Origin of the sequence: Streptomyces liliifuscus, from assembly GCF_016598615.1 — a bacterium.
GTDB lineage: Bacteria > Actinomycetota > Actinomycetes > Streptomycetales > Streptomycetaceae > Streptomyces > Streptomyces liliifuscus.
This window is the reverse complement of record NZ_CP066831.1, coordinates 9788963-9800819: the sequence shown is the minus strand read 5'-3', so window position 1 is coordinate 9800819 and position 11857 is coordinate 9788963. Positions and strand designations below refer to the sequence as shown.

At 71.1% G+C, this 11857-nt stretch carries 10 protein-coding genes; 8 read left to right on the top strand and 2 right to left on the bottom strand.

Annotated features, from left to right (window positions below):
- The first annotated feature begins 281 nt into the window (after positions 1 to 281).
- From JEQ17_RS42750 to JEQ17_RS42735, 4 genes are all read left to right on the top strand, one after another.
- Positions 282 to 716: a DUF6643 family protein gene (locus tag JEQ17_RS42750; RefSeq protein WP_200400282.1), complete on the top strand. Its 435-nt coding sequence runs from the start codon at positions 282 to 284 to the stop codon at positions 714 to 716.
- A 45-nt stretch (positions 717 to 761) separates the two neighbouring features.
- The gene (locus JEQ17_RS42745) at positions 762 to 1586 is read left to right on the top strand and encodes an MOSC domain-containing protein (protein ID WP_200400281.1); all 825 of its coding nucleotides are present in this window, start codon (positions 762 to 764) and stop codon (positions 1584 to 1586) included.
- Positions 1587 to 1747: 161 nt separating this feature from the next.
- A complete protein-coding gene (locus JEQ17_RS42740) occupies positions 1748 to 2353 on the top strand; it encodes an Rv1733c family protein (RefSeq protein ID WP_200400280.1) in 606 nt (201 codons plus the stop codon).
- A 177-nt stretch (positions 2354 to 2530) separates the two neighbouring features.
- Positions 2531 to 4966: a right-handed parallel beta-helix repeat-containing protein gene (locus tag JEQ17_RS42735; protein ID WP_200400279.1), complete on the top strand. Its 2436-nt coding sequence runs from the start codon at positions 2531 to 2533 to the stop codon at positions 4964 to 4966.
- Positions 4967 to 5011: 45 nt separating this feature from the next.
- Here the strand turns inward: JEQ17_RS42735 and JEQ17_RS42730 are convergent, their stop codons facing one another.
- Positions 5012 to 7417 (bottom strand): hypothetical protein, encoded by a 2406-nt coding sequence (locus JEQ17_RS42730; RefSeq protein ID WP_200400278.1) that lies wholly within the window; start codon positions 7415 to 7417, stop codon positions 5012 to 5014.
- 291 nt (positions 7418 to 7708) lie between these two features.
- Here JEQ17_RS42730 and JEQ17_RS42725 point away from each other — a divergent pair, with 291 nt between their 5' ends.
- Together JEQ17_RS42725 and JEQ17_RS42720 are read left to right on the top strand one after the other, a co-directional pair.
- On the top strand, positions 7709 to 8545 hold the full coding sequence (locus JEQ17_RS42725) for a DeoR/GlpR family DNA-binding transcription regulator (RefSeq protein ID WP_200400277.1): 837 nt from the start codon (positions 7709 to 7711) through the stop codon (positions 8543 to 8545).
- A gap of 142 nt (positions 8546 to 8687) precedes the next feature.
- Positions 8688 to 9170, top strand: coding sequence for an SRPBCC family protein (locus JEQ17_RS42720; RefSeq protein ID WP_200400276.1), 483 nt, complete (start codon positions 8688 to 8690; stop codon positions 9168 to 9170).
- A gap of 69 nt (positions 9171 to 9239) precedes the next feature.
- Here JEQ17_RS42720 and cds1 read toward each other — a convergent pair whose 3' ends face one another.
- On the bottom strand, positions 9240 to 10337 hold the full coding sequence (gene cds1 / locus JEQ17_RS42715) for an L-cysteine desulfhydrase Cds1 (RefSeq protein WP_200402010.1): 1098 nt from the start codon (positions 10335 to 10337) through the stop codon (positions 9240 to 9242).
- 418 nt (positions 10338 to 10755) lie between these two features.
- Here cds1 and JEQ17_RS42710 point away from each other — a divergent pair, with 418 nt between their 5' ends.
- Entirely contained in the window at positions 10756 to 11079 is a 324-nt protein-coding gene (locus JEQ17_RS42710) for a hypothetical protein (protein WP_200400275.1), read from the top strand.
- A gap of 227 nt (positions 11080 to 11306) precedes the next feature.
- Positions 11307 to 11840, top strand: coding sequence for an ATP-binding protein (locus tag JEQ17_RS42705; protein ID WP_200400274.1), 534 nt, complete (start codon positions 11307 to 11309; stop codon positions 11838 to 11840).
- Positions 11841 to 11857 lie beyond the last annotated feature (17 nt).

The window sequence follows — 11857 nt, the reverse complement described above, 5'->3', positions numbered from 1 at the left end:
GCACGACCGCGCCTTGTCACGTTCAGTTCATTCGGTTCGTTCAGCCGTTCCGCGCCAACCTAATCCCCCGAGCGGCGAACGCCCATCACCCGGTGCGGGAGATCAACGACCAACCCACGAGTAACCGGCCTGGAACTCGGCTTTTACATGAACTGAGTCCCGGCCGCCGCCCCTTTTCGCCAAGTTCGCTCGCATTGACGATCCCACGTCACGGCCGACACGGAAAACAACCCTCTTATCGGTCTCCCCAACCAGCACATCGTGGGCTTAACTTATGTGCCATGACCTCCCCCCGCTCCACCTATGGCGGCGGTTACTACTCCGCCTCCTTCCCGGACACTCCGATCTACGACTCCCTCGTGGCCGAGCGGGGAACCCCGCAGATCGCCCCGATCCGGGTCCCCGCGGCCTATGACACGGGCAGTCACCTGCCCGCGCTGCCGTCAGCACTGCCCGCACTGCCTGCCGCGCCCTCTCAGCAGGCTCCTTCGTACGCCTACCCGCAGGCCCAACAGCCCTCGCCGCTGCAACAGGCCGCGCCTTACATCCCTCAGCAGGCCGGTGCGCCGCGCGGCTACCCGGGCCAGCAGGCCCCCCAGCCGCAGCGTCCGATGGCGGGCGGTACGGGCTACGAGGCGATGCGCCCCGCCGCCCCGCGTCCCGCCCCGGCCCCGTACCAGGAGCCCTACAACAACCAGCAGTACCGCGGTTACTGAGGAAAATCGGCCGAGGTCGTCCGTGTCCGCTGGCACGATGACCTCATGTCGAAGCCGGTGCTGCACTCGATTCACGTCTATCCGCTGAAGGCGGCAGGGGGTCATGCCCTGCGCGAGGCCGTCGTGGAACCGTGGGGTCTGTCGGGTGACCGGCGCTGGGTGCTGATCGACGAGAACGACAAGGTCGTCACTCAACGTCCACAGCCGCGCATGGCGTTGTCCGCCGTCGAGCAAGGGCCCGACGGCGGCATTTTGCTGTCCGCGCCCGGCCGTGAGCCGCTCGCCGTCCGCGTGCCCGAGCCGACCGGGACGACGACGGTGGAGATCTGGAACGACAAGGTGGAGGGGGTCGCCGCCGACGCCTCGGCGCACGCCTGGTTCAGCGACTGGCTCGGCATCGCGGTGCGTCTCGTGCACCTGGACGACCCCGCCGTCCGCAGGCCCATCGACCCGGAGTTCGCCCGGCCCGGCGAGACGGTCAGCTTCGCCGACGGCTATCCCCTGCTGCTCACCACGCTGGGTTCGCTCGACGCCCTCAACGCGCTGATCGCACAGGGCGACCGGCCCGGCGAGGGCCCGCTGCCCATGAACCGCTTCCGGCCGAACGTGGTGGTCGAGGGCACCGCCGCCTGGGCCGAGGACGACTGGTCCCGGATCGCCATCGGCGAGGTCACCTTCCGGGTCGCGAAGATGTGCGGGCGCTGCGTCGTGACCACCACCGACCAGGGCACCGCCGAGCGTGGCAGGGAGCCGCTGCGCACCCTTGCCCGCCACCGCCGATTCGGCGACAAGCTGGTCTTCGGGCAGAATCTCGTGCCGGAGTCCCCCGGCTCGGTCCGCATGGGCGATCCGGTCAGGCTCCTGGAATAGGCCCTCGCCGTGGGAACACCGACGCCCGGCATGCCCGTTGAGCCTGTGTGAGAAGTTCATGAGAGGCCGGGCGCGAGGGGTGACTTCGCTCTCTCTTCGCCGGCACCGCGCGTGAACGACTCCGGTGGGGGTTATCACGGACGCGGAAGGGGGTCGGGACGTTGCGGGCCATCAGGGGACTCTGGCGCTGGCGGCACAACCCGCTGCGGCGCACGACGGATCTCGCCGAGGCGTGGCTCGCGCTGGGGGCGCTGCTGCTGATCCTCGTCGCGGCACCCCTGGCCGGTGTCCTGATCGGCGGGCTGGCCCAGGACGCCCTGCAGCAGTCCGTGCGCGAGCAGCGGCTGGACCGCCATCCCGTGGTCGCGATCGTCGTCAAGAAGGCTGACCGCACCCCGCTCGACCCCGATCCCGAGACGGCCTCGGGGCGTGACTCGCACACCCGCGTCATCGCCGACTGGACGGCTCCCGACGGCACCGCGCGGCGGGACACCGTCATGGCGGCCCTGAACTCCCCGCACCGCGGCGACCACTTCACGGTCTGGACGGACCTGCAGGGCCGAATAGTCGGCCGGCCGCTGGACACCGCGACGGCGACGACACATGCCGCCCTGGCCGGGTTCGGCACGGCCGTCGCCTGCGCGGGTCTCGTCGAGGGTTCCCGGCGGCTGGTGGTGTGGCGCATGGTGCGGCGCAGGTACGACCGCCTCGACCAGGCATGGTCGCAGGCAGGCCCGGACTGGGGCAGGACGGGCACGGGCAGCTGACGGCCTCACCGCTCCGGTCAACCGGCAAGCTCCGCGCACGCTACGGTGGACCGGCCGAGATGTTCGGCACCGTCGTGAGAGGCTGTTCTCGTTCCCCGTGCGCGGAGTTGACGCGGCCGGGTGTCGGGAAGAGCCTCTCAGGACCCGCGTACGACGAGGTGGGGGCACAGCAGCGCCATGGCACAGGGCACGGTCCAGGTGACGCACACCGGTACGTCGCGGTGGCGGCGCCGCACGGGTGAGTACGCATCGCTCGCCGCCGCCCTGGAGGCCGCGGCCGACGGTGACGTCCTCACCGTCGCCGCCGGAACCTACCGGGAGAACCTCGTCGTCCAGCGGGCGGTGACACTGCGCGGCCCCGAGGGCTCATCCGGTTCCGTGCGCATCGCTCCCGTCGACGGGGTACCGCTCACCGTGCGCGCCTCCGCGGTGGTCCAGGACCTGCTCGTGGAAGGACAGGACTCGGCCGCGCCCGCCCTGCTCGTCGAGGAGGGCACACCCGAGCTGATGGACATCCGGATCGTCACCCGGTCCGCGGCCGGTATCGAGGTGCGCGGCGGCGCGCGCCCTACGGTGCGGCGCTGCACCGTCGACAACCCCGCGGGGGTCGGTATCGCCGTACTGGACGGCGGGGGCGGGGTGTTCGAGGAGTGCGAGGTCGTGGCGGCCGGCCAGTCGGGCGTCTCCGTGCGCGGCGGTGCCCATCCGCGTCTGGAGCGCTGCCGGATCCACCACACCTCGGGCGCCGGCCTGTCGGCGACGGGCGAGCAGTCCGCGCTCGAAGCCATCGGCTGCGAGGTGTACGAGGTCAGGGGCAGCGGAGTACAGGTCACCGCGCGGGCCACGGCACATCTCACCGACTGCGATGTGCACCGTACGACCGCGGACGGCATCACGCTCGACACGGACGCCGTTCTGACGCTCGCCGACTGCCGCATCCACGACATCCCGGAGAACGCGGTCGACCTGCGGTCCCGCTCCGTCCTCACCATGACCCGTTCCACCGTGCGGCAGTTCGGGCGCAACGGTCTGTCGGTCTGGGACCCGGGCACGCGCGTGGACGCCAACCAGTGCGAGATCCACGACAGTACGGGCGACTACCCCGCGGTGTGGGTCAGCGACGGCGCGACGGTGGTGCTCGACTCCTGCCGGGTGCACGACGTGCCGGACGCGCTGTTCGTGCTGGACCGCGGCTCGCGCGCGGACGTCGTCGACAGCGACATCTCGCAGGTCCGCAACACGGCCGTGTCGGTGAGCGACGGCGCGACCGCGCAGCTCGACGACTGCCGGATCCGGGACGCGGCGACGGGCGCCTGGTTCCGCGACCACGGCAGCGGCGGCACGCTGAACGGCTGCACCGTGGACGGCACTCAGACGGGCGTGATCGTCACCAAGGGCGCCGATCCCACCATCGAGCGGTGCACGGTCACCTCGCCCGCGGAGGCCGGTTTCTATGTGTCGGCGGGCGGCCGCGGCACCTTCAACGGCTGCCGCGTCACGGACAGCGGCGGCTACGGCTTCCATGTGCTCGACGGCTGCCGTACGACGCTGAAGAAGTGCCGTACGGAGCGCTGTGCGCGCGGTGGCTACGAGTTCGCGGACGCCGGTGGCGACCAGGCGTCCGGCACGGGCCCCGTGGTCGAGGACTGCACGAGCGACGAGAGCGCGGGGGTTCGGCCTCCGGCGCAGGAGACCGCCGTACAGACCACGAGTCAGTCTCCCGGTCTGCTGGGGGCGATCCCGGGGCAGCGCATCACCGAGCAGGAGCCGCTCGTCGCACCCGAGGAGCCCGACCAGCCCGCGCGCTCGTCGACGGCCGTGCTCGGTGAACTCGACGCGCTGGTGGGCCTGGAGAGCGTCAAGCGCGAGGTGCGGGCCCTCACCGACATGATCGAGGTGGGCCGCCGCCGCCAGCAGGCGGGTCTGAAGGCGGCCTCGGCGCGACGCCATCTGGTCTTCACGGGGTCCCCGGGCACCGGCAAGACGACGGTCGGCCGGCTGTACGGCGAGATCCTGGCCTCGCTCGGAGTGCTGGAGAAGGGTCATCTCGTCGAGGTGTCCCGGGTGGACCTGGTCGGCGAGCACATCGGCTCCACGGCCATCCGTACGCAGGAGGCCTTCGACCGGGCGCGCGGCGGTGTGCTGTTCATCGACGAGGCGTACGCGCTCTCGCCGGAGGACTCGGGGCGCGACTTCGGCCGCGAGGCCATCGACACACTTGTGAAGCTGATGGAGGACCACCGGGAGGCGGTGGTGGTGATCGTCGCGGGCTACACGGCCGAGATGGAGCGCTTCCTGACCGTCAACCCCGGTGTGGCGTCCCGGTTCTCACGGACCATCACCTTCGGGGACTACGACTCCGAGGAGTTGCTGCGGATCGTGGAGCAGCAGGCCGAGGAGCACGAGTACCGGATCGCGGCGGGTGCGGGCGAGGCGCTGATCAAGTACTTCACGGCGATCCCGAAGGGGCCCGCGTTCGGCAACGGCCGCACGGCGCGGCAGACGTTCGAGGCGATGGTGGAGCGGCACGCGGGGCGGGTCGCCCAGCTCCCCGAACCGAGCAAGGACGACCTCACCCTCCTGTACGCGGAGGACCTCCCGGAGCTCCCCTGAGGCCCTCCCGCATCGGCCGCCTCCGCCTCGCGTGGGCGCCGGGCCTCACATGGGCGTCGGCTCCAGCCGGGACTCTTCCTGTGACTCCTCGGGTCCGCTGTCCTCCCTTGGCCCCGGCACCTCCGGCCTGAGCCGTGCGAGCAGCTTCCTCCGCTCCTCGGCGAAGGCGGGGTCGGCCTGGTAGTCGGAGTGCCCGAGGATCGGTGCGGGCAGCGGATGGTCCTCGGTGCGGCCGTACGCGAGAGGGTCCTTCAGGGCCTCCCGGTCGACCTTGGGGCCGCAGTCGCCGGGCAGCCGGACGGGGCCGCCTATGGGGTCGGTGGCCCGGTGCAGGTTGCGCCAGCAGTCGACCTCTCGGTGCAGCCCGCTGAGCGCGTCGGGCCCGAAGTGGGCCGGGAACCAGCGCCCGTAGAGCCGCTCCAGCGGGGAACCGTAGGTCAGCAGCGCGACCCGCTTGCGCACCGAGGGCTTGAGCTGCCAGGCCGCGGCGGCCGCGAGGACACTGCCCTGGGAGTGGCCGGAGAGGACGAGCCGCCGGCCCTCGGCGGCACCGGTCCAGGTCGCCATGCGCCAGGTCAGGTCGGGCACGGCGCGCTCGGCGTAGCAAGGGGGCGCGAAGGGGTGTGCCGCGCGCGGCCAGAAGGTACCGACGTCCCACAGGATGCCGATCGTGCGCCGGGCCGAGGGGTCCTTGTAGGCGCGGCGTCCCCAGGTGACGAACAGTATGAAGCCGACACCGATCAGCCAGGACCCCAGCGCCTGCGCGGCCTCCGCCGCCCCCTGCACGACGGGGTACGTACCGTGCGCGGCCTCGCCGGGGGTCTCGTCGGTGGTCATCGCGCCCATCAGGGCCAGGGCCCCCAGGAGCAGCGTCACGATGGAGGTGATGCCGATGATCCGGGGCGCCCGGTCGGTGAGGGCGGCCATGGCGCGCATGCGGGCGATGCGTCGGGTGCGCCCGGTGTCTGCGGGCTCGTCGTCGTAGTCGAGTTCCACGGCGGCCGTCTCGATGCGGCGCAGTTGTACGGTGCGCCTGGCCAGCCAGCCGACGAGGGCGAGCAGGACGATCAGCAGCGGCGGGATGACGGAAGCCTGCCAGGTCAGCAGGACGGGCGGGCCCTCGATGGTTCCTCCGGTGCCGTCCAGCCAGTCGGCGACACGCTGGGCCACTCCGCCGGACATGACCCCGCCCAGGGCGCAGGCCAGCATGGCGACGGCGGGCCCGGCCAGACCGCGCATCGCGGTACGTGGATCCGGGTGGGCGCGGTACAGGAGGTGGGCCACCACGCCGAGCACGATCACCAGCAGGCACTGGACGAGTGCGATGCCGCCGAAGATCGCGTCGCCACCGGGCAGTCGGCCCTCCGACCTCCATCCCGGGCGCGACCAGCCGGCGTACAGGAGGGTGAGGGCGAGCAGGACGAGTGAGCCGATGGGCAGCCAGCGGACCAGGGCGGCGTCGAGGTGCCGGTCGAGCCGGTGCTCGCTGCGGCCTCGGCGGCAGACCACCCACACCACGACGACCCCGCCCACCACGAGTGTCGCCTCCACGATCCGGCCGAGCGCCTCCAGGACTGGTGGTCCGCCGGGCTCGCGGTCGTAGCGGGCGGCCGAGGTGCCGACCGCCGCGACGATCGTCAGCAGGCCCGCGGCGGTGTGCGCGGCGCGGAGCCGGGCGACCAGCCGGCGTCCGTACCAGAAGCCCGGGCGGCCGAGACCGGCCCGGCCTGGCTCGTCGTCGGACTCGGGCCCGTACTCGATCGGCGGCTGGGACTCGTACGCGCTCCAGGTGCGGTGCGAGAGATACCAGAGGAGGACGGTGAGGGCGGCGGGCACCAGGGCGGCGAGGGCGAGTCGGCGGCCCGGCAGGCTCCACCAGCCTGCGTCGGGGCCCGCCGGGGAGAGGAAGCCCAGCCAGGAATGCTCCTGGGCGCATCCGCCGGTGCCCGCGCACTGCCAGGCGGCCAGGTCGAGGGCGACCTCGCAGGCGGCGGCGACCAGGAGCACGGTGAGGGTCAGGCCGGCGAGTCGGACGAGCAGACCGTAGAGCCGTACGGTCCGCACTCGGTTGTCCCTGACCGTGGGCCGCATCCAGTGCGCAAGGTTGACCACCATGAACGGCAGGAGCAGCAGCCACAGTGCGCGGGAGCCGTTGCCCGAGGTGAGATTGCACCAGACGTACGCCTCGGGGACCGGTTTGCCCGGGTCCTCGTCGAGCCGCTTCGCCGCTTTCTTCTCGGCTTCGACGTCGTCGGCGCGGCGGAAGACCGCGGCCGTGTCGTCGCCGGTGATCCGGACGGTGCGCGGATCATTGAGCATCTCCTGGGGCGTCGTACCGCCGACGCCGTGGACCAGGAGTTCGAGTGCGGTGTCGGCCGTCGCGGGCCGCCGCTCGGATTCGTGCGCCTCGTGCGCCTCATGCGACGAGGCATGCCTCTGTGGACGCTCCACTGTTCCGCTTCCCCCGTGATGCCCGTACGGCACGTGTCATGTTCAGGTACAAGGATCCCGCCTCCGGGATCGTTGCGCACCACTCGTCACGGAATCTCCCCGATCCGTGTGACAGTGACGAACGGAAGATGGCAGCGTGACGTGTGCGCGTCGCCACAGGCAGTGGCGCGACCTGCGGTGACCCATGCGAGGATGGGGCATCCCATGGACCGGAGGTGAGGGTGAATGTCCTTGTCGGAGGGGGTTCGGGGACATGCCGGACGTGTCGAGGCGAAGGGAACCGGAGCGGACGTGAGTGAGAATCAGAACCTCCTCGCGGAGCAGCGGCGCGCTCTGATCCTCGACGAGGTCCGGCGGCGCGGCGGTGTCCGCGTCAACGAACTCACCAGGAAACTCGGCGTGTCGGACATGACGGTCCGCCGCGATCTCGACGCGCTCGCCCGCCAGGGCGTGGTGGAGAAGGTGCACGGCGGAGCGGTCCCGGTGGTCGAGGCGAGCACGCACGAGCCGGGCTTCGAGGCCAAGTCGGGTCTGGAGCTGACCGCCAAGGAGGACATCGCGCGGGCCGCCGCGGCGATGGTCGCACCGGGCACGGCGATCGCCCTGTCGGGCGGCACGACGACCTACGCGCTCGCCCATCAGCTGCTCGACGTGCCGGATCTGACGGTCGTGACCAACTCCGTGCGGGTCGCCGATGTCTTCCACGCGGCACAGCGCACCTCGGGACAGCGGCAGGGAGCGGCGACGGTCGTACTGACCGGTGGCGTGCGCACGCCGTCGGACTCGCTGGTGGGGCCGGTCGCGGACCAGGCGATCGCGGCGCTCCACTTCGACGTGCTGTTCCTGGGTGTGCACGGCATATCGGTCGAGGCCGGCCTGTCGACGCCGAACCTGGCGGAGGCCGAGACCAACCGGCGCCTCGTCCAGTCGGCACGGCGTGTCGTCGTGGTCGCGGACCACACCAAGTGGGGCACGGTGGGCCTGAGTTCGTTCGCCGCGCTGGAACAGATCGACACGCTGGTCACGGACGACGGGCTGCCCTCCGGGGCGCGTGCGGAGATCTCCGAGCATCTGCGGCGCCTGGTGGTGGCGGGCGAGCCCGAGGACGAGAGCGAGCCGGACGACTGACGGCGCCGGGGCGGCGGGGCATCGGTGGGCGGTACAGACATCCGACGAGCCCCCGGCTATGGTGACGATGCCCCGTCAACCGCCGTGTTGTGGGGCTGCGTTCGGATTCGTTCCCCGTTTGTTCCCGCGAGGGGGTCCGTACATGGCACACCGACTGCGTCCGGTGGGACTCGACTTCGTCGAGACCGCTCCCCTGCGTCTGGTTTTCGCGAGAGAGATCGCCTCGCCACCCGAGACCGTCTATCGCGCGCTCGCCGAGGACGTGACCGGCTGGTCCGAGTGGTTCTCGGCGGTGACAGCGGCCCGCCCGACCGAGGACGGGACCGGGAGGCAGATCCGGCTGAAGGGCGGGACGCGCTTCGAGGAGACGATTCTCGCGGCCGAGCCCTCCGAGGTCTACACGTACCGCGTCGACGTGACGAACGCTCCCGGTGCCCGCGCCCTCGTGGAGGAGTGGCGCCTCACCCGGGACGGCACGGGTACGAGAGTCCAGTGGACCTGGGCCGCCGACGGAACAGCCCCGTTCCGCTTCGCGATAAAACTGGGCCGAGCGGGCCTGGGCAGGGCGTTCCGCGACGCGGTGACGAAGCTGGACCGACGGCTGAGCTCCACGCACGCGCCCTGAAGGGGCGCGGGGAACTGCGCGACCAGCCACGACGCACCCGCAGACGCAGTTGCACGCGCAGCGAACTCCTCAATCCGGCCAAACCCCCGTCGCCAACAGCGACGAGATCGCCGCAGCGTACGGCTCGATGTCCAGCCCCTGACCGGCCACCCACTCGTCCGAGTAGTACTTGTCCAGATAGCGGTCACCGGGGTCGCACAACAGAGTCACCACGCTCCCCGTCCGCCCCGCGGCCACCATCTCCGCCACGATCTTCAGCGCGCTCCACAACCCCGTACCGGTCGAGCCCCCCGCCTTGCGCCCGATGGCCGCCTCCAGTGCCCGCACGGCGGCCACGCTCGCCGCGTCCGGCACCTTCATCATCCGGTCGATGGCCCCCGGCACGAAGCTCGGTTCCATCCGCGGCCGGCCGATGCCCTCGATGCGCGACCCGCAGTCGGTGGTGACGTCCGCGTCACCCGTGGTCCAGCCCTCGAAGAAACAGGAGTTCTCCGGATCGGCCACACAGATACGGGTGTTGTGCTGCATGTAGTGCACATACCGGGCGATGGTCGCCGACGTGCCACCCGTGCCGGCCGTGGCGACGATCCAGGCCGGTTCGGGGTAGCGCTCCAACTCCAGCTGACGGTAGATCGATTCGGCGATGTTGTTGTTGCCGCGCCAGTCGGTGGCCCGCTCCGCGTAGGTGAACTGGTCCATGTAGTGTCCGCCGGTCTCGGCCGCGAGGGCCGCCGACTCCGCGTACATCGTCCGCGGGTCGTCCACGAAATGGCACTGTCCGCCGTGGAATTCGATCAGGCGGCACTTCTCGGGGCTGGTCGTGCGGGGCATGACGGCGATGAAGGGCACCCCGATGAGCTTCGCGAAGTACGCCTCGGAGACGGCGGTGGAGCCGCTGGACGCCTCGATGACGGGACGGTCGCGGCGGATCCAGCCGTTGCACAGGCCGTACAGGAACAGCGAGCGGGCCAGGCGGTGCTTGAGGCTGCCGGTGGGGTGGGTGGACTCGTCCTTGAGGTAGAGGTCGATGCCCCATCCCTCGGGCAGCGGGAAGCGCAGGAGGTGGGTGTCGGCCGATCTGTTCGCGTCGGCCTGGACCTTCCGTACGGCTTCTTTGAGCCAGTGCCGGTACTCCGCGTCGCTGTGATCGACATCGAGTGTGGCCATCGGCTCATGGGTGCGGGCCTGCTGTGGGGTGGTCACGGCGGGGCTCCTTCGGTTGTGCCGACGCCGGTTCACGCGGTCGGACACCTCGATCATATGCACCTTCCGCACGCTTCTCACCTGCATAAACACACCTTTGAGCACCTCAAAGGAACCCCTGGCGCAGCTCGCGTCGGACGGTGGGGGGGCGCATTCGCGCGAGTGCGCCGGAGAGCACCCGTGACGTCGTCATGCGCACTGGTGCTCGACACCGAAGGCGGGCAGACTGCACCGCATGGGACGCCGGTCCGGGCGGGGACGCACACTGGAGCGGGATCCACCCGGGTCGCGGCGCGGCCGGACCGAAGCAGGTGCGGCCGGACAGCAGCAAACGTGGCAAGACCCAGGCACAGAGGCCGAAGCGCACAAGGGGGCGGGGCACATGGCGGAGCCGGAGTTCACGGCCACGGGCGTGCGGATCGGAAAGAGGCTGCGTTCGCTCACCCGGGCCGGACAGGTCCGGATCAGCGACGGCAGGCTGGAGTTGCTCACCAGTTACGGCAGCGAGATCGACAGCGCGCCGGTGCAGGCGGTCCGGGCGTCGAAGCCCTGGTTCGCCCATGACGACCGGGCCTTGGCGGACGTCAACGGCACGCGCTATCTGCTGACACTGGGGGAACACGATCCGGCTCCGGGGGAACCGGGCCCACCGGCTGCCAGCCGGTTCATCGAGGCCGTGCGCAAGGCGGCGGGGCGCGGGCGCTGAGAGCCCTCGCGTTGTCGGCCCGGTTGCCGGGGACATCGCCACGGACACAACGACTTGCGGGACCGAACCTCCTGCGTCACGCTGTTCTCACGTCACTCTGGGTTTACCGGCGATAACGCTGCGAACCAGCCCGCCGGGCACCAACCGCAGGCGGTCGTTTGCGCGCAGGCCGCCCGCTGGATCCGTACTCCGTCTTCTTCCGGACCTCAATTCGGGGAGTCGCAGCCGTGATCAGCCAGCCAAGCAGGCATTGCACGGTGGAGCTCCAAGCCCTGCCGTCGCGGATCGGCCAGGTCCGCAGAATCGTATCTGCGCAATTGCGCTACTGGCATCTGGATCCCTTGATAGACCGGGCCGCGCTCGGTGTGACAGAGCTGTTGACCAACGTCCACCGGCACGCCCTGCCCGACAAGCTGTGCACCGTGGAGATCGAGCTGCTGCTCGACCGGCTCACCGTCTCGGTGCACGACAACGACCCGCGCCTTCCCGAGGTGCGGGAGGCCGACTCCTCCGCGACCTGCGGACGTGGGCTCGCGATGGTCGCCGCGTTCAGCGAGAGCTGGGGTGTGCGGCCGGACGGCGAGTCGGGGAAGGTCGTGTGGTTCACCCTTCCGGCCGCCTCCGCCACGGCGGGTCTGCCCGCCTGCCCGCCGTACGGCGCGGCCGCCGAGTCGCCCGCGCGCAGTTTCGCGGAGGTGGAGCACGCCGCCGGCACGCTCAGGACCGGACACGCTCCCGCCCGGTCGGCCGTTGCCGGCTGACCGGGCGGTGACCGGGG

Excerpts from the sequence above, each read along its gene's own strand:
- JEQ17_RS42750 (WP_200400282.1), top strand. The coding sequence starts at position 282 with ATGACCTCCCCCCGCTCCACCTATGGCGGCGGTTACTACTCCGCCTCC.
- JEQ17_RS42745 (WP_200400281.1), top strand. The coding sequence starts at position 762 with ATGTCGAAGCCGGTGCTGCACTCGATTCACGTCTATCCGCTGAAGGCG.
- JEQ17_RS42735 (WP_200400279.1), top strand. The coding sequence starts at position 2,531 with ATGGCACAGGGCACGGTCCAGGTGACGCACACCGGTACGTCGCGGTGG.
- JEQ17_RS42720 (WP_200400276.1), top strand. The coding sequence starts at position 8,688 with ATGGCACACCGACTGCGTCCGGTGGGACTCGACTTCGTCGAGACCGCT.
- cds1 (WP_200402010.1), bottom strand. The coding sequence starts at position 10,337 with ATGGCCACACTCGATGTCGATCACAGCGACGCGGAGTACCGGCACTGG.
- JEQ17_RS42710 (WP_200400275.1), top strand. The coding sequence starts at position 10,756 with ATGGCGGAGCCGGAGTTCACGGCCACGGGCGTGCGGATCGGAAAGAGG.